Origin of the sequence: Rhizobium aethiopicum (genome assembly GCF_900094625.1) — a bacterium.
GTDB lineage: Bacteria > Pseudomonadota > Alphaproteobacteria > Rhizobiales > Rhizobiaceae > Rhizobium > Rhizobium aethiopicum.
The window spans coordinates 354,384-380,177 of the sequence record NZ_FMAJ01000003.1; the positions used below are offsets into that span (position 1 = coordinate 354,384).

A 25,794-nucleotide genomic window follows, 5' to 3' on the forward strand; every position below is an offset into this window, starting at 1 on the left:
CGTGATCAAGCCGCCGCGGCGGGCGATTTCCTGAAATAGGCTCTGATGACGGGGTGGCCGAAGAGACCGGCGAGGATGGCAAAGGCAGCGCCGAGGAAGAAACCGGCGAGAGCGCCGCCGATAATGCCGGCGACCAGCAGGATCTTCTTCCCCGGGCCATCGGCCTTGACCGGCGGCTCCGCCGGCGAGATGACGCGAATGTTGCTCTGGCTGAGGTTCTGCTCCTCGCTCGTCTGGCTCGAGCGCTTGAGCACCGTCTCGTAGATATCGCGCGCCGCCGTCGCCTTGCGCTGCAATTCGTTCAGTTCCACCTGCTTGTCCGAGGTCGTCGCCTGCAGCGCCTTCTGGACGGCGAGCTCCTTGGCAACGCTGTCTTCGGCGGCCTTGGCCTGCTCGTATTCGCCTCTTGCCGAGGTGGCGAGACGCTGCAATTCGCCCTTGATTTCGCCGGATATGCTTTGGAGCGAGGAGCGCGCCGCCTGCAGGCGCGGATGGCGCGTGCCCATCTGGCTTTCAAGGCTGCCGACGGCGGCGGCCTGAGTGGCATATTGCTGGCGCAGGCTGACGAGCGGCGAGGTGACGCCGCCATCTGCCTGGTTGCCGGCGACGATGTCTTCGACGCGCAGATCGGCCACGGCATCGGCGCGGGCCTTGGCCTGAATGGTCTTTTCCTGCGCCGTCACCAGCAGCGTGTTCAGCGAGGCGAGCCGCTGATCGGAAATCAGGTTCCCTTCGGTCGCGGCCATGTCGTTGTCGGCACGGAAGGTCTCGACCGCCTGCTCGGCCTCCAGCACCTTCTGGCGCAGGTCGGCAAGGCGTCCGTCCAGCGTCGAGGAGGTGTTTTCGTAGAGGCCGTTCGAGGCGCTGTTTTCCTCCTGGGTAAAGGAGGTAACGACCTGGTTGGCAAGCCTTGCGGATTTCTCGGAATCATTGGTCGTCGCGGCGAGCGAAACGACATAGGTGCCGGTCTGGCGGGTAATCACAAGCGCCTTCTGCAGGGCGCCGATCACGGCCGCGCCATCCGTCCTGCCGCCGTTGAATTCCGGATCCTGGTCGAGCTTCATCGCCTCAACGACGCGGCGCAGCACATTGCCGGAGGTCAGAATCTGCACCTGGCTGTCGATGAGCGCCGAGATCATTTCCGGCGACGGACCTGAAGATTGCGCGCCCGCCTCGGCAAGGCCGATCTGGCGCGGATCGAAATAAAGACTGCTGACGGCGGTAAATTTCTGGCCGATCAACGGCGCCACCGCGCCGCCCCCGACAGCTCCGAGAAGGGCCAGCGCAAGCACTACCAGCCGACGGCTCCAGATCGCCGCGATGCTGGAGCGGAGGTCGAGAAGCGGGGCGGCAGGTGCGGCCGTACTCGGAGGTATCACGGCCGCAGGCTGTTCAGCGAGAGCAGGTGATGGCTGCTCGTACCGCCGGGTTTCGGCAACCCGGGCCGACGGCGGTTCGGGCTCCGGACGGGCGAAATCATCCGGGCGAACGACGGGACTGCGCAGGCGCACGCCTTCCGACGCAGTCTGAGGCGGCTCATAACTCCGCCAGCCGGGCAGCCGGCTCACCCTGTTCCTGTCATACTGGCTCATACGCGCACTCGTGTCCCGCCCAGCGTGAAAGACTGAAGCCGAGGTGCCGCGACTTTAGAAATTCTTAGCTAACGGACCGTTAAGATGGTTTCAGCGACGTCGATGTCGCGATTTGCCCTGATTGCGAGGATAGCCATGCGGACGACACGACATCTGGTGGCGCTGCTGCTTGCAGCCGCCCTCACGCCGTCACCGGTCTTTGCGGCCGGCGCGCCCTGCTATCGCGGCGTCAACCTTTCCGGCGGCGAATATGGCGAGCGCGGCGCCATCTACGGCACGAACTACATCTATCCGAGCGAGCAGACGATCCGCTATTTCGCCGAAAAGGGCATGACGATCATCAGGCTGCCCTTCCGCTGGGAGCGGCTGCAGCCGGCGCTCGGCGGGCGGCTCGACGACGATGAAATCAAGCGGATCAAGGAAACCGTCGGCCTGATCCGAAAGCAGGGCATGGCCGTTCTGCTCGACCCGCATAATTTCGGCTATTACGACAAGACGCAGGTCGGCACGGCGCCGGCGACGGACGCCGCATTCGCCGACTTCTGGGCAAGGCTCGCGGTCGAATTCGCCAATCAGGACGGCGTTCTCTTCGGCCTGATGAACGAACCGTATGACATCAAGGCGACAGATTGGCTCGATGCCGCCAACGCGGCGATCCGCGCCATCCGCGCCGTCGGCGCACGCAACCTCATCCTCGTACCGGGAACTTCCTGGAGCGGCGCTCACAGTTGGGAAAAGGATGTGATCGGCGGTGCCAACGGCACGGTAATGCTCGGCGTGCGCGATCCGCTCGACTTCTACGCCTACGAGGTCCACCAATATCTTGACGTCGATTCGTCGGGAACCCATCCCACCTGCGAAGGCGCCGCCGCGGCGGTCAAGGCGATCGCCGGCGTCACCGCCTGGCTGAAACGTAACAATAAACGCGGCTTTCTCGGCGAATTCGGCGCCTCCACCGAGAAGGACTGCATGAGCGGGCTGACCGAGATCTACGCCACCATGTCCGACAACAGCGACGTCTGGCTCGGCTGGTCCTACTGGGCGGCGGGCGAATGGTGGCCGGCGGACGAACCTTTCAACGTGCAGCCGCACAAGGGCACCGAGCGACCGCAGATGCGGCTGCTTGCCGCCTCGGCGAAAGCCGATGCCGACGCCTGCACCGCCGTCAAGCCCGCGAGGAACTGAGCGTGGCAGCCGTCGATCAGAATGCAGCGACTTTCACTGTGGCCGGCAACCGGCCCGATGCGGCCGCAGGGACATCACGCGTCGACCATCCCGTGCTCTGGCTCGGCCTGCTCTCGGTGCTCTATAACGGCGTTCTCGCCTTCATCAACCATAACATCATGCCGCTTTCGATGACGCACGTCGCTGCCAGCGAAGGCCTGATCCTGGCAAGCGCCATCATCTATATCCTCCACAAGGGGATCTACGAGACGGATCTGCCGTCCTTCCTGTTCCTGCTGTTCACGCTTGTGGTGACCATCTATGTCAGCGTGCTGAACCGCGTGCCGTTCGTCGACCATTTCCGCAACGTGCTGATCATCTTCTGCTTTACTGGGCTCGGCGGCTGGAGCAACGAGAAAACGATGAAGCTTGCCTTTCGCTGGGCGAGCCTGACGGTGCTGATCTTCCTGATCTTCGAGATCATCAGCGTGCCTTTCTATGTCAGCATCGTGCATCCGTCCGATTATTTCGCCAATACGCGCGGACTGCTGCCGCTCAGCTACAACAAGACAGGCCTGTTTCAGAACGCGCTCGGTTTTCCCGAGCGCTTCTCCTTCGGCATTATCGACCATCGCTCCTCCTCGATCTTCCTCGAACAGGTGTCGCTTGCCAATTTCTGCGGCGTGATCGCGATCTACCTGATTTCCATGTGGGAAAGATTGGGGCGCTGGGACCGGCTGCTCTTCATCAGCACGGCGGTGCTGATCCTGGTGACGAACGATACGCGCACGATGCTGATTTTCTGTTTTGCCTGCATCGTCGGCTATTTCGTCTTCCCGAAGATCCCGAGGAATTTCAATCTGGCGCTGATGCCGTTGATCGTCGCCGCAGGTTTCGTCGTCTATACCCTCAAACCCAATGCTACGGGCGACAATTTCACCGGCCGCATCAACCTGACGATGAAGAAGATCATGGAGCTCGATCCTCTCGCCGTCCTCGGGCTGTCGGTCGACAGGGTCGCCGAGTTCGCCGACAGCGGCTACGTCTACCTGATCTACGCGGCGACGATCTTCGGCGTCGTCGCCCTCTGGCTGTTCGTCTGCCTCTTCCCCGCCGGACGCACGGCAGCGCAGCGGCGTTGCGCCCATTCACTTTCTCTTTTCATTTTTCTGAATATGATGATCGGGGGCACCGCGGTCTTTTCGATGAAGATTGCCGGTCTCTTGTGGTTCGTCGTCGGATATATGCGCTTCCACGACAGCCCGCGCATCCGACAGGGGCGTGCGGCAGATGTACTGAGTTGACCGCAGCGGCACGGTGGAAACGGCGATCGCGCGAGCCCGAGGAGCAAGACATCAGATGCTTGTCCAGCTTCAATATCTGCGCGCCGTTGCGGCGCTGATGGTCGTTTATTTCCATGCGATATTGCAGCTTGCCAAGGTCAATCCCGCCAGCGACGCCACGGCTTTTCTTTATGGTGAAACTGGCGTCGACATCTTCTTCGTGCTCAGCGGTTTCGTGATGTGGCTGACGACGAGCGGGCGCGCGATCAGCCCCATCGATTTCGCCCGTCGCCGCATCAGAAGGATCGTCCCGCTCTATTGGCTGGCAACGCTGTTTTCGGCTGCCGTGGCGCTGCTGGCCCCTTCACTGCTGAAATCGACGGTGTTCGATCTGCCGCATCTCATCGCCTCGCTATTCTTCCTGCCATGGGCCAATCCCGCCGATCCCAGCACGATCACTCCGGTGGTCATTCCGGGCTGGACGCTGAATTACGAAATGTTCTTCTACTTCGTCTTCGCGCTGCTGCTGCCGCTCTCGGAGGTCCGGCGGATTCCAGCGATGTTTGCCGTCTTTGCTGCAATCCTTATTGCCTGCCGGCTGCTGCCGGAAACGGCGGCCACCCGCTTCTACGGTGAACCGATCATGCTGGAGTTTCTCGCCGGCACCGTACTCGGCTGGCTTTACGGGCAGAAGCTTCTTCTGCCGAATGGCTGGGCCTGGGCCGCGCTGGCGATCGGCTTTGCGTTCCTCCTCGTCAACGAAGCGCTGATGCCGCCGGAGAGCCGGTTCTACGCCTGGGGCATCCCGGCGATCTTTATCATCTACGGCGCAGTCTCCATCGACTGTTCCCGACTGCCGGTTCTGGGATGGCTGAACTACCTCGGCGACTGCTCCTACAGCATCTATATCACCCACGCCTTCACGCTCGCCTTCCTGAGGGTGGTTTCGGACCGCCTGCCGATCGACATCCTGCAGCAGCCGGTGCTCTTCGTGATTTTGTCGCTGGTGCTTTCGTCGATCGGCGGCGCATTCGTCCATGAAATCACCACGCCGCGCCGGAAGGTGGCAGTGGCAGACCGGCCGCCGGCCTAGATCTTGAGATTCATCACATCCTTGGTTTCCCGCCTCTCGATGTCGCAAATTGCTCATCAGCTTTCAGGGACATGCTCTAATTTCCCTCACTGAAGGCGAGAATACACATGCAGGCGGCGCTGGCGGCACAGCGTTTCGAGCAACTTCTCCTAAGCTGATGCGGCGATGAGAGAACTTGCAGGAACGTGATGGTTTATCTTGCAATTTGTCGCATAAATGAAAGTGCGCCGGCCTATTCGCGGCTCGGGCTTTGATCTAAGCACGGGCTGCGGCCTCCAAGAGGGAAGAGGGAGAGACATGAAAAGCTATGTATTGACGGTATCCTGCAAGTCGACGCGCGGCATCGTCGCGGCGATTTCGAGCTATCTGGCCGAAAAGGGCTGCAACATCATCGACAGCTCGCAGTTCGACGATCTCGATACCGGCAGGTTCTTCATGCGCGTCTCTTTCATTTCGGAAGAGGGCCTGTCGGGCGCCGCGATCAGCGCCGGTTTTTCCGCCGTCGCCGCGCCTTTCGAGATGGAGTACGAATTCCACGACAGCGAGAGCCGCATGAAGGTGCTGTTGATGGTGTCGCGCTTCGGCCATTGTCTCAACGACCTCCTCTACCGCTGGAAGATCGGGGCGCTACCGATCGACATCGTCGGCGTCGTCTCCAACCATTTCGATTACCAGAAGGTCGTCGTCAATCATGACATCCCCTTCCACCACATCAAGGTGACGAAGGAGAACAAGCCGCAGGCCGAAGCACAGCTCGTCGACCTCGTCGAGCAGACCGGCACCGAGCTGATCGTGCTCGCCCGCTACATGCAGGTTCTCTCCGACCAGCTCTGCAAGCAGATGTCCGGCAAGATCATCAACATCCACCATTCCTTCCTGCCGAGCTTCAAGGGCGCCAACCCCTACAAGCAGGCCTACCAGCGCGGCGTCAAGCTGATCGGCGCGACCGCCCATTACGTCACCGCCGATCTCGACGAAGGTCCGATCATCGAGCAGGATACGGCGCGCATCACCCATGCCCAGTCGCCCGACGATTATGTCTCGATCGGCCGCGACGTCGAAAGCCAGGTGCTGGCCCGGGCCATCCACGCCCATATCCATCACCGCACCTTCATCAACGGCAACCGCACCGTCGTCTTCCCGGCAAGCCCAGGAAGCTACGCCTCCGAACGCATGGGGTGAGGCCGGTCGAGACCGCGCGTCTCTTTTGCTGGCAAACGACAATCTCCCGTTGCCTGCCAGCAGCAAGTATTTGATTATCTCGCTCAACGGGTAATCGAATCATGCTGCGGCAGGGGGTGTCATGACCGACGAGGCGCTTGTGGATCGCATGGCGCTGTCGCGTCCTGACGTCACCATTGCTGAGGCGGAAGAGATTCTTCTTGCCCATTACAGCCTGTCCGGCACGCTCACCGAACTCGGCAGCCAGCAGGATCGGAACTACCGCATCGACAGCGATCGCGGCCGATACGTCCTGAAGATCTGCCATGCCGCCTATGAGACGCGCGAGCTGGAAGCGCAGAACGCGGCGCTCCAATACCTCAAGCGCCGAGAGGATGCGCCACGCGTTCCAACGGTGATTGCCACGAATGACGGGCGGGAGATCGTCGTCCTTACCGTGCGCGGACGGGGCTACCAGGTCCGGCTGCTGGAATTTCTGGAAGGTCAGGGGCTGACGGAAATGAAATATCTGGCGCCGGCTTGCGTCGCGGCGCTCGGGGCGCTCTGCGCGAGGCTGGCGCAGGCGCTCGCCAATTTTGACCATCCGGGCCTCGACCGCAGCCTGCAGTGGGATTTGAGACGCGCCGGACCTGTCGCCGTACAGCTACTTTCCGCCATCACCGACAGCGCCGCCCGTGACCGGATCGCCAAAACCATGGTGATGGCCGTTCGCCGCATCCAGCCCCTGGCGCCGTCGCTTCGGCTCCAGGCCGTCCATCACGATGTCACCGGCGACAACGTCGTCGGCCATCGCGACGCCCATGGCCGCACGATCCCCGACGGGGTGATCGATTTCGGCGACATCATTCGCGGCTGGCTGGTCGGCGACTTGGCCGTCACCTGCGCTTCGCTGCTGCATCAGGCGAATGGCGATCCCTTTCATATCCTGCCCGCCGTCACCGCCTATCAGGCGATCTATCCGCTGAGCGACGAGGAACTGAAGGCGCTCTGGCCGTTGATCGTTGCCCGCGCGGTCATTCTCGTCGCCAGCAGCGAGCAGCAGATGTCGATCGATCCGGACAACGACTATGTCCGCGGCAATCTCGACCGAGAGCGGGCAATCTTCGATACGGCAATGTCCGTTCCTTTCGAACTCATGGAAACGGCGATCCTCAAGGCGGTCGGCGCAGATGTCGCCGCACCGCTGACGTCAGGATGGCTGCCCTTGCTGCCCGACATCGATGCCGCCGCGATCGCCTATGTCGATCTCGGCGTGCGCAGTGCGCATTTTTCTGCCGGCAACTGGCTGAACGCCGATATGGACTGGCGGCTGCTTGCCCGGGCTGCAACCGAAAACGGCACTGCGGCGACGCGCTATGGCGAATATCGGCTTTCCCGCGCCGCCCTTGGAAGCACTGCGGGACAGGCGACCTTCGCCCTGCATGTCGACATATGCCTTGCCGCAGGAAGCGCGGTCGCGGCGCCCTTTGCCGGCCGTATCGGCTGGAAGGACCAGCATCTGACGCTCGCCGGCGAAACCATGACCCTGCACCTTGACGGGCTCGACCCTTCGATCGAGGGCGGGGTCGAGGACGGCGCCGTGCTTGCCGCCGGCGATCCGCTTGGTTCGGTTTTTGGTGAAGCGTCTTCGCTCGGCGGGCTGCGCCTCCAGCTCTGCAGCGTCGCGGGTCTTGAACCGCCGCTCTTTGCCACACCGCGCGAGGCAGCGGCCTGGTCGGCGCTCTGCCCTTCGCCTTCGCCGCTTCTCAGCCCGGGAGCCGGTGCGCCGCAAGCCGAGACTGCCGAACTGCTCGTCCGGCGGAAGGCCCATCTCGCCAGCGCCCAGAAGAACTATTATGCCGCGCCGCCGCAGATCGAACGCGGCTGGAGGGAGCATCTGTTCGATGTCGAGGGCCGCGCCTATCTCGACATGGTCAACAATGTCACCATTCTCGGCCACGGCCATCCCAGGCTGGCGGCGGAAATCAGCGCCCAATGGCTGCGGCTCAATACGAATTCACGCTTCCACTATGCGGCAATCGCGAAATATTCCGAACACCTCGCGGCGCTCGCGCCTGATGGCCTCGACGCGGTCTTCCTCGTCAACAGCGGCTCTGAGGCCAATGATCTGGCGATACGCCTGGCGCAAGCCCATAGCGGCGCGCGCAACATGCTCTGCCTGCTCGAAGCCTATCATGGGTGGTCGGCGGCGAGCGACGCCGTCTCCACTTCGATCGCCGACAATCCGCTGGCGCTGACGACCCGGCCGGGCTGGGTGCATGCGGCCGTTTCGCCGAATACCTATCGCGGCGCCTTTCGCGGACCCGATACCGCGGCGAACTATCTGGCCGCCGTCACGCCTATGCTCGAGGCAATCGACGCCGGCGGCGAAGGCCTTGCCGGCTTTATCTGCGAATCGGTCTACGGCAATGCCGGTGGCATTCCGTTGCCGGAAGGGTATCTGAAGGAGATCTATGCCGAGGTGCACGCCCGCGGCGGGCTCTGCATCGCCGACGAGGTGCAGGTCGGTTTCGGCCGGCTCGGCCATTATTTCTGGGGCTTCGAACAGCAAGGGGTCGTGCCCGATATCATCACCATCGCCAAAGGCATGGGCAATGGCCATCCGCTCGGCGCCGTCATTACCAGACGGGAGATTGCGCAGTCGCTGGAGAAGCAAGGGCCCTTCTTCTCCTCGACCGGCGGCAGCCCGGTCAGCTGCGTCGTCGGCATGACGGTGCTCGACATCATGGCCGACGAGAAGCTGCAGGAAAATGCCCGCACGGTCGGCGATCATCTGAAGGCGCGGCTTGCCGCGCTGATCGACCGGCACCCGATCGCCGGCGCCGTCCACGGCATGGGTCTCTATCTCGGCCTGGAGTTCGTCCGCGACAGAACGACGCTGGAGCCGGCGACGGAAGAGACGGCGGCGATCTGCGACCGGCTTCTCGACCTCGGCATCATCATGCAGCCGACCGGCGATCACCAAAACGTGCTGAAGATCAAACCGCCGCTCTGCCTCAGCATCGAAAGCGCGGATTTCTTCGCCGACATGCTGGAAAAGGTGCTCCAAGAAGGCTGGTGATCCATGCATTTGGCGCGTTAACCAAATCGATCATTTCGAGGCATTTCGATTTTTGATCCTGCGGCCCATTGCCGGAATCAGACAGACTTCCTATGTCTGCTGCGGCGATCGAACAGTTTCGATTCTGTCATGCGAATTTTAAGAAGAGCTGATATGTTTCTTTCTGTAAGTTCGACCGGGATGGAATGATTTTTTTCGGATCGTCGATATTTTGACACGTTTCGGAATATGTTTCTGACAGGCTGTCAGGTAATCTCTACTAAGTTAGTAGATATTGAATGCAGCCATCATCGGCCCCGGGCTGTTCCGGGCCCCCTCGAGCGCAACGCCAACGAAAGGAACGAGGCATGATAGACATCGATATTCTCGCCACTCTCCTTGGGCGACCTGTGCTTGGCAATGACCGTCCGGGCGCCCTCTCCCGCCCGAACTGTCGAATGTGACGTTCGTCCTCCTTTCAACGGTATCAGACAAGTCAATTCGCCATGGCTGCGCATGCCGCGCGGCAGGAGTTCTATCTATGAAGAAGCAAGTTATCGAATATGCCGGCGTTCCCGTTGGCATCGTTATCCCCGACGAAGACCGGCTGAAGTTCATCGCCGTGAAATTCCATGTCCACGACCTCGACGAGCAGCGTTTCGGCTCGCCCGACGAGGTACGGCTGGCCATTCACGACCTGATGACCCGCCGTCATCCAAAGCCGCTTCATGCCTGACGGCATGCGGCCGCTATCGACTTTCGCAGCCATTCTGATGTGACCGGTCCTGCCAAAAGGGCCGGTCTTGTTTTTTGAGGGCAATTGCAGTCCTATCGGCCGGATCAGCGCCACCAGGATCAGCCCTTGTCCGATCTTCTCAATCTGCTCACCGATATCGAAGGCGTTTCCGTCGGCCATGCAACCGACCTCGCGCTGGGATCCGGCGTCACGGTCATCGTCTTCGACGAGCCGGCGGTCGCATCCGGCACGGTGCTCGGCGGCGCGCCGGGTGGACGCGACACCGGCCTGCTCGACCCGTCGATGACCGTCAGTGCCGTCGATGCCTTCGTGCTCTCGGGCGGCTCGGCCTTCGGGCTCGATGCGGCCGGCGGCGTGCAGGCCGGCTTGCGCGAAGCCGGCCGCGGCTTTGCAGTCGGGCCGGTCAAGATTCCAATCGTGCCGCAAGCGATCCTGATGGACCTGCTGAACGGCGGCGACAAGGATTGGGGCCTGCATTCGCCCTATCGCGACATGGGTTACGCCGCGATGAAAGCCGCGGCCAAGGGCGCTTTCGCCCTCGGTACCGCCGGGGCCGGCACGGGGGCGACGACAGCCACTTTCAAGGGCGGGCTCGGATCGGCGAGCGCCGTCAGCAGCGGCGGACATCGCGTCGCGGCGATCGTCGCCGTCAATGCGCTCGGCTCGGCAACGATTGGCGACGGGCCGCATTTCTGGGCCGCGCCCTTCGAGAAAGACGGCGAATTCGGCGGGCTCGGCCTGCCTGCGACGACCGAACACAGGATGCGGCTTAAGGGCATGAGCACGCCGGCGACGACGATCGGCGCTGTCGTCACCGACGCGCAACTGACGAAGGCGGAGGCGCATAGGCTTTCACTTGCCGGTCATGACGGCCTTGCCCGGGCTCTGCTGCCGGCCCATCTGCCGCTCGACGGCGACACCGTCTTTGCCGCTTCGACCGCCAAGCATTTAAGAAACGACATGGCAAGCCTGATGGAGCTTTGTCACCTTGCCGCTATCGTCATGGCGCGGGCAATCGCTCGCGGCGTCTATATGGCAAGCGCCCTTCCGGCCGAGGGCGCGCAAAAGGCATGGCGAGACCGCTTTCCCCATCGCCATTGATTGAATAGGTTCGCAATCTGGTAGAATGGCGGAGACACGTGAATGCAGATCCTGGCGCTGATGTATTTTCGACGAGCTGGTACGGACCGATTCGATGCGCCGGAGGATCTGACGAACAAGGTTTCGTTGGCGTCTTCGGCGCGACTCATAAAGCGGCTTTCTCTCAGTGCTGTGTTGTCGGCCGGTCTCATGGTGACGGCAATGACGCCGGCGGAAGCGGCCAAGACCGCCCTCAATCTCGGCATGAGCGTCGAACCAACAGGCCTCGACCCGACGATCGCCGCACCGGTCGCGATCGGCCAGGTCACCTGGCAGAACGTGTTCGAGGGGCTGGTGACGATCGACCGGGCCGGCAAGGTCCAGCCGCAGCTGGCGAAAAGCTGGGAGATTTCGGCCGATGGCTTGACCTATACCTTCAAGCTGCAGACCGGTGTCAAATTCCACGACGGCGAGGCCTTCGATGCCGCTGCCGCCAAGTTTTCGCTCGACCGCGCCCGCGGCGCGGATTCGGTCAATCCGCAGAAGCGCTTCTTCGCTTCAATCACCTCCATCGATACGCCGGATGCCGAAACGCTGGTGCTACATCTGTCGGCGCCGACCGGCAGCCTGATCTACTGGCTCGGCTGGCCGGCATCCGTCATGGTTGCCCCCAAGACGGCCGCCGACGACAAGGTGACGCCGATCGGCACCGGTCCCTTCAAGTTCGCCAGCTGGACCAAGGGCGACAGGGTCGAACTCTCCAGGAACGACGACTACTGGAACAAGGATGCGGCGGCCAAGCTCGACAAGGTGACCTTCCGCTTCATCGCCGATCCGCAGGCGCAGGCGGCCGCGCTGAAATCAGGTGATCTCGATGCCTTTCCCGAATTTGCCGCACCCGAGCTGATGAGTTCCTTCGACGGCGATGCCAGGCTCATCACCAAGGTCGGCAATACCGAACTCAAGGTCGTCGCCGGCATGAACAATGCCAAGAAGCCGTTCGACGACAAGCGGGTGCGCCAGGCGCTGATGATGGCGATCGACCGCAAGACGGTGGTCGACGGGGCGTGGTCCGGCCTCGGCACGCCGATCGGCAGCCACTACACGCCGAACGATCCCGGCTATCAGGACATGACCGGCGTGCTGCCCTACGACGTCGAGAAGGCGAAGGCGCTGCTTGACGAAGCCGGCTATCCCAACGGCTTCACCTTCACGATCAAATCACCGCAGATGGCCTATGCGCCGCGCAGCGCCCAGGTGATGCAGGCGATGTTTGCCGAGATCGGCGTGACGATGAACATCGAGCCAACGGAGTTTCCGGCGAAATGGGTGCAGGACGTCATGAAGGACCGCAACTTCGACATGACGATCGTCGCCCATGCCGAACCGCTCGACATCGACATCTACGCACGCGATGCCTATTACTTCAACTACAGGAATCCGGCCTTCAACGCGCTGATGAAGAAGGTCCAGGAGACGGCCGATCCCGCCGCGCAAAATGCGATCTACGCCGAAGCGCAGAAGATCCTCGCCGAGGACGTGCCGGCGCTCTACCTCTTCGTCATGCCGAAACTCGGTGTCTGGGACAAGAAGCTGAAGGGGCTGTGGGAGAACGAGCCGATTCCGTCGAATGTGCTGTCGGGGGTTTATTGGGAGGAGTGAGCAAGCGGCGGATTTAATGGGTGCGACTTGGGCTGGGAGAGCGAGATGCATTTCGTCTATGTAGTACGTCCTTCACCAAGTCAGCCCCGCTTGGACCGTGATTGTTTGGTTTCCCTGGCAGCTACCATTCCTGATGCGGGCGCCGAGTCTGTAAACGGATACCTCCACCCGCTCCGCGCTCCGTCATGCTCGGCCTTGAGCCGAGCATCCACACCGCACCCATCAACGGCGGTGGCATGGATCCTCGGCTCAAGGCCGAGGATGACGAAGAGTGGTGTTGGCTTTCTAGCCAAACTCGCCCACGCATCGATTAGCCGCCGCGCCACACCGAAAGCGTGGCACGCATGATCTCACTGCTCGCCCGCCGCTTCGCCGGCCTCATCCTCACGCTACTCATCGTCTCGCTGCTGATCTTCATCGTCATGGATCTCCTGCCCGGCGATCCCGCCTCGATCATGCTCGGCACATCGGCAAGTCCGGAAACGCTGGCAGCGCTGCGCCACGAGCTCGGCCTCGACCAGCCGCTCATCTTGCGTTACGGGCAATGGCTCACCGGCGCGCTGTCCGGCAATCTTGGGCAATCCTATACCTATGGCGTTCCCGTTGCCGGATTGATCGTCGAGCGGCTGGCGGTGACGCTGCCGCTGGCGCTGATGGCAATCGTGCTTTCGGTGGCGATCGCTTTGCCGCTCGGCGTGCTGGCCGCCTCGCGCCGGGGCGGCGTCTTCGCCATCATCGCAACGCTGTTTGCGCAGATCAGCATCGCCGTGCCCGCCTTCTGGGTGGCGCTGCTGTTGATCATCCTGTTTTCGACGATGCTCGGGCTGATGCCGGCCGGCGGCTTCCCCGGCTGGAACCAGGGCCTTCTGCCGGCGTTGCAGGCCCTTGTTATGCCGGCCGTGGCGCTGGCGATGCCGCAGGCCGGCGTGTTGACGCGCGTCGCACGTTCGGCAGTGCTCGAGACGATGCATGAGGATTTTGCCCGCACCGCCGTGGCCAAGGGACTTTCACGCAGTGCGGTGCTGTGGCGGCATGTCGTTCCGAACTCGCTGATCCCGATCCTGACCATGGTCGGGCTGCAGTTCACCTTTCTCGTCGCCGGCGCGGTGCTGGTGGAGAACGTCTTCAACCTGCCCGGTCTCGGGCGGCTCGCGCTTCAGGCGCTCTCCCAGCGCGACATCATCGTGATGCAGGATGTCGTGCTGTTCTTCGCAGGTCTCGTCATAGTCATGAATTTCATCGTCGATCTCTCCTATCTGGCGATCGACCCGAGAATGAGAAAGGCGGTCTGAAACATGGTTCAGGTCGCATCCTTCGCCATCGCCGGCTCCGGAAGAGCTGGTATACTTAGCCGGCGAATAAACCTCGTCGCCGGAGCCGTGATCATCGGCCTGCTGGTGACGGTGGCGCTGCTGTCGCTCGTCTGGACGCCTTTGCCGCCGGCGAAGATGCAGATCATCCATAAACTGCAGCCGCCGCTTGCCTTCGGCCTGCTCGGCACGGACCAGTTCGGCCGCGACGTGCTGTCGATGCTGATGGCAGGATGCTGGAATTCGCTGTCGGTCGCCATCACTGCGGTTGCGATCGGCGGCACGCTCGGCTCGATATCAGGCATTTCCGCCGCGGCGCTCCGCGGTCCTTTCGAGGCGCTGCTGATGCGCATCTGCGACGTCATCTTCGCCTTGCCGCCGATCCTGTCGGCCATGATGCTCGGCGCCTTTCTCGGGCCGGGGCGGTTCACGGCGATCACAGCGATCGCCGTCTTCATGATTCCGGTTTTTGCCCGGGTGACGCTGGCGACCTCGCTGCAGGCCTGGAGCCGGGATTATGTGACGGCGGCGCGCGCGATCGGTAATACGCGCCTGACCATTTCGCTGCGCCATGTGCTGCCGAATATCATCAGCCAGATCATCGTGCTTGGGGCAATCCAGCTCGGACTGGCGATCTTGACCGAAGCCGGTCTCAGCTTTCTCGGGCTCGGCATGGCGCCGCCGGCGCCGACATGGGGCCGGATGCTTGCCGATTCGCAAACCTATCTGGCGCTCGCCCCTTGGCTGGCGGTCCTGCCCGGCCTTGCCATCGCGCTCGCGGTCCTCGGCTTCAACATGCTCGGCGACGGCTTGCGCGATCTTCTCGATCCACGCGAGGCGAGCCGCTGATGCCCTCCCGAAACGAAACACCAATGGCCGAAACCGACCTTACCATCCGCGGGCTCAGGCGGCGCTTTGCCGATAAAAGCCTCTCGCCGCTCGAATACTGGCTCTCACTCGAAGACCATATCGCCGCCTGGGAGCCGTCGATCTCCGCGCTCTACCTCTACGATCCGGAGGCGGCACGCGCTGAGGCGAAAGCGTCGACGGAGCGCTGGGCGAAGGGACAACCGCTCGGCGCGCTCGACGGTATTCCGGCAACGCTGAAAGAACTGATCGCGACGAAAGGCCAGCCCGTGCCGCTCGGCACCCGGGCGGTGGAATTGACGCCGGCGGAAGCCGACGCGCCGGCCGCCGCGCGGCTGCGCGAGGACGGCGCGGTGATCTTCGCTAAGACAACCTGCCCCGATTACGGCATGCTTTCCTCCGGCCTGTCTAGTTTTCATCCCCTCAGTCGCAATCCGTGGGACGTGACGCAGAACCCCGGCGGATCGAGCGCCGGCGCCGCGGCAGCGGCAGCGGCCGGCTACGGGCCTTTGCATATCGGCACGGATATTGGCGGTTCGGTGCGACTTCCTGCCGGCTGGACCGGTCTCTTCGGCTTCAAGCCGAGCCACGGGCGCATTCCGGCCGATCCCTATTATATCGGGCGCTGCGTCGGTCCGATGACACGCACCGTCGAGGACGCTGCTTTTTCGATGGCAACGCTGTCACGACCCGACTGGCGCGACGGCACCAGCCTGCCGCCGAACGATTTCAACTGGATGGATCTCGGTATCGACATCTCCGGCATGAAGATCGGCCTGATGCTCAATGCCGGCTGCGGACTTGCGGTAGACGAGGAGATCAAGGTCGCGGTCGAATCGGCAGCGAAACGTTTCGAGCAGGCTGGCGCGACCATCGTCTCCGTTCAACCGGTGCTGACGCGCGCGATGCTTCATGGGCTCGACACGTTCTGGCGCGCCCGCCTGTGGAGCGATGTCGCTGGCCTCGACGAAGAGCGGCGCGACAGCATCCTGCCCTATATCAGGGAATGGGCGAAGTCCGGTGCCGATATCAGTGGCGCCAATGCCGTCAGAGGCTTCAATCAGACCATCGAAATGCGCAGGAGTTGCGGACAGCTATTCACCATGGTTGACGCCCTGCTTTCGCCGACCAACCCGATCATCTCCTATCCGGCCGAATGGGCGTCGCCGACTAACGATCCGGCCCGGCCGTTCGAACACATCGCTTTCACCGTGCCATGGAACATGTCAGAGCAGCCGGCCGCCTCGATCAATTGCGGCTTCTCCCGGTCGGGCATGCCGATCGGCCTGCAGATCGTCGGACCGCGCTTCGACGACATGCGGGTGCTGAGACTGTCGAAAGTCTTTGAGGATTGGACCGGTGGCGTGAGCGCCTGGCCGCAACGGCCGATTACGCAAATGGGCGGCGATAGCCGGTAGGTCGTTCATACAGCGAGCCGATGCGCTCGACGGCCGCCTCGAAATTCTCACGCGCCACCGTCATGCTGTGGCCGTTGGCGTGGATAATGGTTTGCGGGTCTTCGAAGAGGGCGACATGGCCCTTCCAGAACACCAGGTCGCCGCGGCGGATTTCGGAGCGGTCGATGGGTTCGCCGAGTCCGGCTGCCTGCATGTCTGTATCGCGCGGCGCCTGTCTGCCCGTCATCAGCATCGCCAGCTGGACAAGGCCGGAGCAATCGATGCCGAGGCCGGAGCGGCCGCCCCAGAGATAGGGTGTCTCCAGGAAACGGGCAGCGATGCCGACATAATCGTCACCGTCGAGAGCGCCGATCGGCTGGACGTGTCTGGCGAAGATCGCCGTGCCGTCCGCCAGCACGACGTAGTGATTGCCGCGCGCTTCCGCCTCGCCGGCGACGTGAACGCGGCTTCCCATCGACAGGATGGCCCGGTGCGGTTTGCGTAGTTCCGGCTCCGGATAGAGTAAGGTGCGCTGTACGGTGACGATATGGGTCGGCGCCGGCCCGGTTTGCGAGAGCGCCTCTGCCTTGAGATAGCCGACATAGCCGTCCGAGACAGCTTTCACCCAGCACCAATCGTCGGCGCGATCATAAACGGTCACCTCCTCCCCGAGGAGCAGTTCCGTATCGATGCCGCGCGCAAGCTCCGGTTCAGGCCGCAGAGCGACGACTGGATGGGCAACGCGCGCCGGAGCGCCTTCCACGAAGCGAGACGCCTGCACCTTGCCCTCGAGCCGCGCTTCGGCGAGATCCGGCCTATAGGCATGCAGTCGGCGGTCGAGCATCGTCATTCTGTTCCTTTCAGATCGGCAGCCGGCGGCCCTGATCGCGGACAAGATCGCCGAGCTTCTCCAGGTAAAGCGCGCCACCGACTGTGCGTTTGATGATCACATTGCGCCGGTCTGCATCATCGCGCACGCGATCCACCAAGCCCATCTCACCCATCGTATCCAAGGCGCGGGTGATGACCGGCTTTGTGACATTGAGCGTGGCGGCAAGCCCGCGCACCGTGTGGGGCGGCGGAACCAAGTAAATATGCAGCAGGATTGCCATCTGGCGCAATGTCAAATCGCGGTCGTCATGGCGAACCTGATCGAGCGCCACGCCATGCCAGAGCCCCAGCGCCTGCGAGGCGGTCAGTTCGATCGGCACCGGCCCCTCCGGAAATCGTTACGCTAGCGTTTCATTTTCCGGCAGTTGCCGTGGACATGCAAGAGGTGGCAGGAACTGCCGCCCGGCAGGGTGAATAAAATTTTAACGATCGGCAGGCGCCGCTCGGTTGCATCATCAGCGCAGGCTCCCGCGGATATGATGATAGAGCGCGCGGATCGCCTGTGCTTCGCCGCCGCCCGGCGAATGCGGCCGTTCGGACGGGGCCCAGCCGTAAATGTCGAAATGCACCCAGCTCCTGGCCTTGCTGACGAAACGCTTGAGGAAAAGCGCGGCGGTGATCGAGCCCGCCATTCCGCCGGCCGGCGCGTTGGTCAGGTCGGCGAATTTGGTGCGGATATCCTTTTCGTAGCCGGCGTGGAGCGGCAAGCGCCAGATTGGATCGTCCGTTTCCAGGCTGGCTTCGGTCAGGTCATGTGCCAGGCGGGCGTCGTCGGTGAAGAAGGGCGGAAGATCCGGACCGAGGGCAACGCGGGCAGCGCCTGTCAGCGTCGCCATGTCGATCAGAAGTTCTGGCTCCTCCTCATCGGCATAGGCAAGCGCATCGGCCAGGATCAGGCGACCTTCGGCGTCGGTATTGTCGATCTGGACGGTCAGGCCTTTGCGGCTGCGGTAGATGTCGCCGGGTCGGAAGGCATTGGAGGAGATCGCGTTTTCGACGACGGGCAAGATGACGCGCAGATCGACCTTCAGCTTGGCGTCCATGATCATCAGGGCGAGCCCCATCACATTCGCCGCGCCACCCATATCCTTCTTCATCAGCAGCATCGAGGCGGCCGGCTTGATGTCGAGACCGCCGGTATCGAAGCAAACACCTTTGCCGACGAGCGTCACCTTGCGGTGGCCCTTCTTGCCCCAGCGCAGTTCGAGCAGGCGCGGCGCATCGGCGCTGGCGCGCCCGACGGTATGGATAAGCGGGAAATTCTGCTTGAGCAGTTCGTCGCCCGTGATGGCAGATATCTCCGCCTTGTAGTGCTGAGCCAGGCCGCGGAAGGCGGCTTCGAGTTGCTCCGGCCCCATGTCGTTGGTCGGTGTATTGATGAGGTCGCGGGCAAGAAACACGCCGGCGAGCTGGCGTTTGATGTCGGCGGCGTCGGCATCACGGGGAATCATCAAGGTCGCTGCCGGCGATTTTTCCGATTTATAGCAATCGAAACGGTAGCTGCCGAGCCCGAAACCGAGGGCCAGGCGATTTGCCGTCAGCGGCGCGGTCTCGATGTGCCAGTTGCCGGCCGGCAGCGCGCGGGCCAGCCTGCCGGTAATGTAAGGCTGCTCGGACGGGTTGGTGCCGAGGCCGAAAAGTGCGCCGCCGAGATGGCCATCGGCCGTTGGAATCAGTAGCAGCGAGCCGCTTTCGGCCTTGTAGCCCGCCTTGCGCGCCCAATCGAGCGCGATCGGATCGATCGTGCCGGTCTCGATATGGGCGGGCGTGACGGCGAAGATCGGCAGCGTCGAACCACCTTTCGTGTTGAAAGGAGTCGGTCTTTCGATGAACTGATAGGGGGCCATGATTGTCCTTCGGCGGTCGTCAGGAATCGTTCCTTAACGGTCTGTTAGGGTTAACAGACTATTGCTGGAGCGAAGATTGCGTCAAACCTTTCCCTGTTCCGCTTCGAGGTCAGGCGCCGATTTCGGAATCAGGAACGCATGATGACTGCCTCGCTCACCGTCATATCCATGAATCGTATCCTGCAGGGCGCTGCGGCATCGCTGATCGTCCTCGCGCTTGCCGGCTGCTCGACGACCAAGGACCGGATGACGACAGGCTCGGTGCCGAAGCTTACCAAGCCGGTCGAAGAGATGGACGCGACCGAGTTGCGCTCGGCGACGGAGCGGATCGGTCAGGCCTATGAAAAGAACCCGCGCGATCCGGTCAACGGCGTCAACTATGCCAACCTGCTGCGCATGAGCGGTCGCGACGCGCAGGCGCTCGCCGTCATGCAGCAGGTGGCGATCGCCAATCCGGGAGACCGCAATGTGCTTGCCGCCTACGGCAAGGCGCAGGCCGCCGCCGGTCAGTTCGAGCAGGCGCTGAACACGATCGCCCGCGCCCAGACGCCGGATCGTCCGGACTGGAGGCTGATCTCGGCCGAAGGCGCGATCCTTGACCAGATGGGCAAAGCAACAGACGCCAGAAAGCGGTACCGCGACGCGCTCGACATCCAGCCGAACGAACCTTCTATCCTTTCCAACCTCGGCATGTCCTATGTGCTGACCGGCGACCTGCGCACGGCCGAAACCTATCTGCGCTCCGCCGCCGGCCAACCGAGCGCCGACAGCCGCGTCCGCCAGAACCTCGCCCTCGTCGTTGGCCTGCAGGGGCGTTTTCCGGAAGCCGAGCAGATCGCGCGGCGCGAACTTTCGCCGCAGCAGGCCGATGCCAATGTCGCCTATCTGAGAAGCATGCTGTCGCAGCAGAATTCCTGGCAGAAGCTCGCCGCCAAGGACAAGACGCCGGGCGCGCCTGAGGGCAGCAATACCAACTGACCGGAACATGCTGCAACAAGGCTTACGCCTTCTATCAAGACGACCTTAGCGGGTGCTCAGGCCGGAAAGAATGAGACGCAGGCCAAGGCCGCCCATGACGGCACCGGCGGCGCGGTCAATCCAGCCCTTGGCATAGAGATAAAGGCGCCGCGGGTGGCGGGCCGAAAAGGCGAGCGCCACGATCGAATACCACCCCGCCTCCACTGCGAAGACGCCGACCGGCAGCGCCACTATGAGATCGAGCGGTACTGTCCTCGGCAGAAGTGCCGCAAAGAGGCTGGCATAGACGATGATGGTCTTCGGGTTGCTGAGCTGCGTCAGCAACGCGATCATGAAACTGCGCATAGGCGCGCGATGGCCATTGACGGCGTCGGAAATCTCGAGCGGCTCTCCGGCGCCCCTCCAGATATTGACGGCGATGTAGAGAAGATAGCCGCCGCCTGCGACCTTCAGCAGTACATAGAGCCATTCGAACTGCGACAGCAGCGCCGTTAGACCGGCAAGCGCCAGCACGGCAAACACGACGCCGCCGGCGCCCATGCCGAGTGCAGCGGCAAATCCATCCAGCCGCGAGCGCGAGATGGCGATCCGGGAGACGACGACGAAGCTCGGGCCGGGGCTCATCGCACCGATCACCAAGGCTGCAATGATGCTGATGAAAATGCCGGCAGAAGACATCGCAACCTCTCTTTAAGGATCGGATAGCGGAGGGAAAGCGGCGGCCGTTTCCGCGCTTCCCGATGGCCCTTTATTTATCCCGTTTACCAGCTATGCCGGCGCCGGTCACCCAGGTTGCGGCTGAGATGAGAGGCATTCGCGATCCGGGCCGGAGCATACCTCAGAACTTGTCGGCCACCTGGATGCCGGCCGGGCCGAGGATGACGGCGATCAGCACCGGCAGGAAGAACAGGATCATCGGCACCGTCAGTTTCGGCGGCAGGGCGGCCGCCTTCTTTTCCGCTTCGTTCATGCGCTCGTCGCGCCCTTCCTGAGCGAGAACGCGCAGCGCCTGTGCTACCGGCGTGCCGTAGCGATCAGCCTGGATCAGCGCTTGGGTCACCGAACGCACCAGCTCGATCTGCGTGCGCGTAGCGAGATTTTCGAGCGCGACGCGGCGATCCGGCAGGAAAGAGAGCTCAGCCGTGGTCAGCACCATTTCCTCGGCGAGCGGCGGCGACTGCTCGCCGAGTTCTTCGGAGACGCGCCGCATCGCGGCCTCAATCGAGATGCCGGATTCGACGCAGATCAGCATCAGGTCCAGCGCATCCGGCCAGGCACGCTTAATCGAGTGCTGCCGCTTGCCCATGCGGTTCGAGATGTAGATGTTGGGCGCATAGAAACCGAGATAGCCGATGCCGATGACGGCAAAGAGGCGCACGGGCATGCCCCTTTCGGCTAGGTTGCCGAGGACGAAAACCCAGAAAGCGGCAAGTGCCAGGAAAAGGAAGGGGAGGAGGAAACGCGCGACGAGGAAGGTGTTCAGCGCATTCTCCGACCGAAAACCGGCCGCACGCAGCTTGTTGACCGTATTTTCGTCGACAAGCGCCTGACGCAGGTTGAAGCGCTCAACGATTTGGCGGACCGAGCGATTGTTCTGGCTGCGGAGCGAAGCCTTTCCGGCGCCGGTTTCCGTATTCATGCGGGCGCGTTCGCGGGCGCGGATCTGCTCACGCTCGGTCGAGACGGCTTTCATTCGCTTGTTGAGGTCGCCGCGCTCGAAGAAAGGGATGGCGATCGTGTAAAAAGTGGCGAAGACGGCGATCGCGACGAAGACGGCGATCAGCATGCTCGGATTCGTCAGTGTTGCGGCGAGGTCCTGCGACACGGTGCTTCTCTCCCGCTAAATGTCAAAATTGACCATGTTGCGCATGACGAAGATGCCGATCGACATCCAGATCGCCGAGACTCCCATGATGAAATGGCCGCGCGGATCGGTAAAAAGGATCATCATGTAGTTCGGCGAGGTGAGGTAAACGAGGGTCGCGACGATGAAGGGCAGCGCGCCGATGATGACGGCTGACGCCTTGGCTTCCATAGACAGCGCCGAGACCTTGGCCTTCATCTTCCGGCGCTCGCGCAGCACCTTGGACAGGTTGCCGATCGCTTCGGAAAGATTGCCGCCGGCCTGCGACTGGATGGCGATGACAATCGAGAAGAAGTTGACTTCCTGGAGCGGCATGTGGAGTGTCATGCGGGCGCAGGCGTCGGGAATGCTGAGGCCCACCTGCTGTGCCTCGATCACCCTCCGGAACTCACTCTTGACCGGCTCGGTGCCTTCGGTTGCGATAAGACGGATTGCGTCATTGAGTGGCAGTCCGGATTTGATCGAGCGGGTGATGACGTCGAGCGCATTGGGGAGTTCGTTGAGGAATTTGGTCTGGCGGCGCTTGATGAGGAAGCCGAGAACCCAACGCGGCAGGCCAAGACCGGCAACAACGGCAACACCGACCATGACCATCCACGATGCGCCGACGACGAAGGCCACGAGCAGCAGCACGGAAGCGAAGACGGCGCTGAAGAGATAGAATTTCCCCAGGCTTATCGTCAGGCCGGCCTGCACCAGCCGGGATTTCATCGACAGGGTCTTCTTGGCCTTTTCGTTCTGGCGTTTTTCCAGATCCTTCAGATTGTCCTGTACCGACTTGCGGCGCTTCGACAGTTCCTGCACCCGATCACGAGCAGCCTTGACTTTGACCCGGTCAACTTCGGCCGATGCGACGCGGTTGATGCGGCTTGCCGATTTCTTGTCGGCCTCGATCTTCGAAAACATTAGGGCATAGGCGACCGCCGCCGCGGAGACCGCTGCGAGGACGACGATTGCCAGGACTACCGGATCGAACCCGAACATCACTCCTATTCCTTCGTTTTCGCTTCCATCGCGTCGAGAGCGGCGGCCAGGCGCTTTTCCTCGTTGAAGTAGCGAGCCCGATCCCAGAAATGCGGTTTGCCAACGCCGGTCGACATGTGCCGGCCGATCAGCCGGCCGCCCGCATCCTCGCCTTCGATCTCGTAACGCATCAGGTCCTGGGTGATGATGACGTCGCTTTCCATGCCGATCACCTCGGTGATCTGGGTGATGCGGCGGGAACCGTCGCGAAGACGCGCCGCCTGGATGATGACATCGACCGAGGTGGAGATGATTTCACGCACCGTCTTTGCCGGCAGCGAGAAACCGCCCATGGCGATCATCGATTCGATACGGCTCAGGCATTCGCGCGGCGTGTTGGCGTGGATCGTGCCCATCGAGCCGTCGTGACCGGTGTTCATCGCCTGCAGCAGATCGAAAACTTCAGGTCCGCGCACTTCGCCGACGATGATGCGTTCAGGGCGCATACGCAGGCAGTTCTTGACGAGATCTCGCATGGTGATCTCGCCCTCGCCTTCGATGTTCGGCGGACGTGTTTCCAAACGGACGACATGCGGCTGCTGCAGCTGCAGTTCGGCCGTGTCCTCGCAGGTGATGACGCGCTCGTCCCGGTCGATATAGTTGGTGAGGCAGTTCAGAAGGGTGGTTTTGCCCGAGCCCGTGCCGCCGGAGATGATGACGTTGCAGCGTACGCGCCCGATGATCTGCAGCACGGTTGCGCCTTCCGGCGTGATGGCGCCGAAACGCACGAGTTGATCGAGCGTCAGCTTGTCCTTCTTGAACTTGCGGATGGTGAGTGCCGGACCGTCGATCGACAGCGGCGGCGCGATGACGTTGACGCGTGAGCCATCGGGCAGGCGCGCGTCGCAGATCGGGCTCGATTCATCGACGCGGCGGCCGACCTGGCTGACGATGCGCTGGCAGATGGAGAGAAGCTGCGCATTGTCGCGAAAACGGATTTCCGATTCCATCGTCTTGCCGCCGACTTCGATGAAGGTCTGGCCGGCACCGTTGACCATGATGTCGGCAATGTCGTCGCGCGCCAGCAAGGGCTCCAGCGGACCGTAGCCGAGAACGTCGTTGCAGATATCCTCGAGCAGCTCTTCCTGCTCGGAGATCGACATCGCAAAGTTCTTGATGGTGATGATGTCGTTGACGATGTCGCGGATTTCCTCGCGCGCGCTTTCGCTGTCGAGCTTGGAAAGCTGCGACAGATCGATCGTGTCGATCAGCGCGGAAAAGACCTGCTGTTTGGTGTCATAATATTCGTCGGTGCGAACCGGGCGCTTGCGCGCCGGCGCCTGCGTCGGCGGCGGCGTCACCTGCTGGCGCTGTGGCTCACGCGAAGGTTCGACGAGGACGGCAGGAGAGGAGGCCACGGGCGCGGCAGCGGCCGGAGCCGGGGGCGAAGGAGCGATCGCGCCTCCGGCCTTTCCGAAACCTTCGTTTCCGCGTTTTCCAAACATGCCGCTTAATCCAATCTCTTCGTTTTACTCGTCTACTTCCGCTTCAGGAGGCCGAGCAGGCCTCCCTTCTTCGCCTTCTTGATGGCGACGCGGCCGGTGACGATGTGCGATATCTGCGAAAAGGTTTCGGCCGTCGGCGACTTCGGATCGACTTCGGAGATCATCCGGCCGCTGTTGGCGGCGTTGCCGAAGAGGTTGATGTCGAAGGGAATGATCGCGATCGGATCGATCTCCAGCGGCTCGCAGAAATCCGACGGCGAGATCTCCGGACGTTTCGGCATACCGACCTGATTGAGGATGAGATGCGGCGGCTTGTCGTTCGGCCGCATCTTGCGCAGCGCGTCCAGCATGTTTTTCGTATTGCGCAGGTTGGCAAGGTCGGGAACCGCCGCGATGACCACCTCGTCGACGCTCGCCAGCACCGAGCGCGTCCATTCCGACCATCCATGCGGAACATCGAGCACGGTAACGGGGGCGCTGCGCTGCAGGACATCGAGCACCGGTTGGAAAGCCTGGCCGTCGAAATCATAGGCGCGGTCGAGCAGCGACGGTGCGGCGAGCAGCGACAGATGCTCGGAACATTTCGTCAGCAGGCGGTCGAGGAAGACCTCGTCGAGCCGATCGGGCGCGAAGACGGCTTCGGCAATGCCCTGGGCGGGATCCTGATCGAAGTCGATGTTCGCCGTGCCATAGGGCAGGTCGAGATCAGCGAGGATCGTTTCAGTGGAGAAGAGGTTGGAAATGCCGAAAGCGCAATTGTGCGCGATGGTCGAGGCGCCGGTGCCGCCTTTCGAGCCGATGAAGGCGATGCTGCGCCCAAGCGGCTCGGCTTCCGGATCAACGAAGATCGACGCCATTGCGGTCAGAATGTCGGGCATGGCCACCGGCTGGACCATATATTCGGAAATGCCGTTGCGGATAAGCTCGCGATAGAGCCCGATATCATTGTAGTAGCCGACGATCACGACCTTGGTCGTCGGATCGCAGACAGCGGCGAGCGGCGCGAGTTCGCCAAGCAGGCTCCCGACATTCGCCTTTGTCTCGAGAATGATGAGGTTGGGCGTGGGCGCGCCGGAGAACATATTGGCGGCGGCGGCTATGCCGCCGCTGGTGATGCGCATGCTCACCTTCGCCATCCGCCGATCATTGGCGCAGCGTTCCATGACCTGCTGCAGGGCTTCGCTTTCGCAAAAGGCATGAACGGAGATGCGCGGCAACGGCCGCATATTTTCCAGATCCGCCATGCGCACCGCCTCTTCGGCGTGGCGAAGTTCGATGGGGTTTTTGATGTCGTATTCGATCGCGCTCATCGTCCCGTT

Annotated in this window: 21 protein-coding genes; 12 read left to right on the forward strand and 9 right to left on the reverse strand. The window is 62.4% G+C overall.

What is annotated here, in order from left to right:
* Positions 1 to 5: 5 nt before the first annotated feature.
* A complete protein-coding gene (locus GA0061105_RS08870) occupies positions 6 to 1,592 on the reverse strand; it encodes a GumC family protein (RefSeq protein ID WP_092749483.1) in 1,587 nt (528 codons plus the stop codon).
* Positions 1,593 to 1,727: 135 nt separating this feature from the next.
* Here GA0061105_RS08870 and GA0061105_RS08875 point away from each other — a divergent pair, with 135 nt between their 5' ends.
* The 11 genes from GA0061105_RS08875 to GA0061105_RS08925 all read left to right on the forward strand — a co-directional run bounded on the left by GA0061105_RS08875 (position 1,728) and on the right by GA0061105_RS08925 (position 16,448).
* Positions 1,728 to 2,777 carry a glycoside hydrolase family 5 protein gene (locus GA0061105_RS08875; RefSeq protein ID WP_092749485.1) on the forward strand — a complete coding sequence of 350 codons (1,050 nt, stop codon included), beginning with the start codon at positions 1,728 to 1,730 and terminating at the stop codon, positions 2,775 to 2,777.
* 2 nt (positions 2,778 to 2,779) lie between these two features.
* Complete coding sequence (locus GA0061105_RS08880; protein ID WP_092749487.1) at positions 2,780 to 4,060, forward strand: hypothetical protein; 1,281 nt, start codon at positions 2,780 to 2,782, stop codon at positions 4,058 to 4,060.
* A 55-nt stretch (positions 4,061 to 4,115) separates the two neighbouring features.
* Complete coding sequence (locus GA0061105_RS08885; protein WP_092749489.1) at positions 4,116 to 5,132, forward strand: acyltransferase family protein; 1,017 nt, start codon at positions 4,116 to 4,118, stop codon at positions 5,130 to 5,132.
* 297 nt (positions 5,133 to 5,429) lie between these two features.
* Positions 5,430 to 6,314: a formyltetrahydrofolate deformylase gene (gene purU / locus GA0061105_RS08890; RefSeq protein WP_092749491.1), complete on the forward strand. Its 885-nt coding sequence runs from the start codon at positions 5,430 to 5,432 to the stop codon at positions 6,312 to 6,314.
* Between the two features lie 121 nt (positions 6,315 to 6,435).
* Positions 6,436 to 9,375 (forward strand): aminotransferase, encoded by a 2,940-nt coding sequence (locus tag GA0061105_RS08895; protein WP_092749493.1) that lies wholly within the window; start codon positions 6,436 to 6,438, stop codon positions 9,373 to 9,375.
* 520 nt (positions 9,376 to 9,895) lie between these two features.
* Complete coding sequence (locus GA0061105_RS08900; protein WP_003544544.1) at positions 9,896 to 10,090, forward strand: hypothetical protein; 195 nt, start codon at positions 9,896 to 9,898, stop codon at positions 10,088 to 10,090.
* A gap of 126 nt (positions 10,091 to 10,216) precedes the next feature.
* Positions 10,217 to 11,212: a P1 family peptidase gene (locus GA0061105_RS08905; protein ID WP_092749756.1), complete on the forward strand. Its 996-nt coding sequence runs from the start codon at positions 10,217 to 10,219 to the stop codon at positions 11,210 to 11,212.
* 60 nt (positions 11,213 to 11,272) lie between these two features.
* Entirely contained in the window at positions 11,273 to 12,853 is a 1,581-nt protein-coding gene (locus GA0061105_RS08910; RefSeq protein WP_208601636.1) for an ABC transporter substrate-binding protein, read from the forward strand.
* A 344-nt stretch (positions 12,854 to 13,197) separates the two neighbouring features.
* Positions 13,198 to 14,145 (forward strand): ABC transporter permease, encoded by a 948-nt coding sequence (locus GA0061105_RS08915; RefSeq protein WP_092749495.1) that lies wholly within the window; start codon positions 13,198 to 13,200, stop codon positions 14,143 to 14,145.
* A 3-nt stretch (positions 14,146 to 14,148) separates the two neighbouring features.
* Positions 14,149 to 15,012, forward strand: coding sequence for an ABC transporter permease (locus tag GA0061105_RS08920; protein ID WP_092749497.1), 864 nt, complete (start codon positions 14,149 to 14,151; stop codon positions 15,010 to 15,012).
* A gap of 23 nt (positions 15,013 to 15,035) precedes the next feature.
* Positions 15,036 to 16,448, forward strand: a complete 1,413-nt coding sequence (locus GA0061105_RS08925; RefSeq protein WP_064693400.1) for an amidase — start codon at positions 15,036 to 15,038, stop codon at positions 16,446 to 16,448.
* Here GA0061105_RS08925 and GA0061105_RS08930 read toward each other — a convergent pair.
* The 3 genes from GA0061105_RS08930 to GA0061105_RS08940 all read right to left on the reverse strand — a co-directional run bounded on the left by GA0061105_RS08930 (position 16,420) and on the right by GA0061105_RS08940 (position 19,165).
* Positions 16,420 to 17,277 (reverse strand): C40 family peptidase, encoded by an 858-nt coding sequence (locus GA0061105_RS08930; RefSeq protein WP_092749499.1) that lies wholly within the window; start codon positions 17,275 to 17,277, stop codon positions 16,420 to 16,422. The genes GA0061105_RS08925 and GA0061105_RS08930 overlap by 29 nt on opposite strands.
* A 10-nt stretch (positions 17,278 to 17,287) precedes the next feature.
* Complete coding sequence (locus GA0061105_RS08935) at positions 17,288 to 17,638, reverse strand: MarR family transcriptional regulator (RefSeq protein ID WP_011423607.1); 351 nt, start codon at positions 17,636 to 17,638, stop codon at positions 17,288 to 17,290.
* Between the two features lie 135 nt (positions 17,639 to 17,773).
* Positions 17,774 to 19,165, reverse strand: coding sequence for a leucyl aminopeptidase family protein (locus GA0061105_RS08940; protein WP_092749501.1), 1,392 nt, complete (start codon positions 19,163 to 19,165; stop codon positions 17,774 to 17,776).
* Between the two features lie 141 nt (positions 19,166 to 19,306).
* On the opposite strand from GA0061105_RS08940, the gene GA0061105_RS08945 reads away from it, so the two are divergent.
* Positions 19,307 to 20,143 carry a tetratricopeptide repeat protein gene (locus tag GA0061105_RS08945; RefSeq protein ID WP_092749760.1) on the forward strand — a complete coding sequence of 279 codons (837 nt, stop codon included), beginning with the start codon at positions 19,307 to 19,309 and terminating at the stop codon, positions 20,141 to 20,143.
* 45 nt (positions 20,144 to 20,188) lie between these two features.
* Here GA0061105_RS08945 and GA0061105_RS08950 read toward each other — a convergent pair whose 3' ends face one another.
* From GA0061105_RS08950 to GA0061105_RS08970, 5 genes are all read right to left on the reverse strand, one after another.
* Positions 20,189 to 20,821, reverse strand: a complete 633-nt coding sequence (locus GA0061105_RS08950) for a LysE family translocator (protein WP_092749503.1) — start codon at positions 20,819 to 20,821, stop codon at positions 20,189 to 20,191.
* Between the two features lie 160 nt (positions 20,822 to 20,981).
* Positions 20,982 to 21,968 carry a type II secretion system F family protein gene (locus tag GA0061105_RS08955; RefSeq protein ID WP_092749505.1) on the reverse strand — a complete coding sequence of 329 codons (987 nt, stop codon included), beginning with the start codon at positions 21,966 to 21,968 and terminating at the stop codon, positions 20,982 to 20,984.
* A 15-nt stretch (positions 21,969 to 21,983) separates the two neighbouring features.
* Positions 21,984 to 22,991, reverse strand: a complete 1,008-nt coding sequence (locus GA0061105_RS08960; protein WP_092749507.1) for a type II secretion system F family protein — start codon at positions 22,989 to 22,991, stop codon at positions 21,984 to 21,986.
* Between the two features lie 5 nt (positions 22,992 to 22,996).
* Positions 22,997 to 24,475 (reverse strand): TadA family conjugal transfer-associated ATPase, encoded by a 1,479-nt coding sequence (locus GA0061105_RS08965; protein WP_092749509.1) that lies wholly within the window; start codon positions 24,473 to 24,475, stop codon positions 22,997 to 22,999.
* Positions 24,476 to 24,507: 32 nt separating this feature from the next.
* Positions 24,508 to 25,785 carry a CpaE/TadZ family protein gene (locus tag GA0061105_RS08970; protein ID WP_092749511.1) on the reverse strand — a complete coding sequence of 426 codons (1,278 nt, stop codon included), beginning with the start codon at positions 25,783 to 25,785 and terminating at the stop codon, positions 24,508 to 24,510.
* Between the last annotated feature and the right edge of the window lie 9 nt (positions 25,786 to 25,794).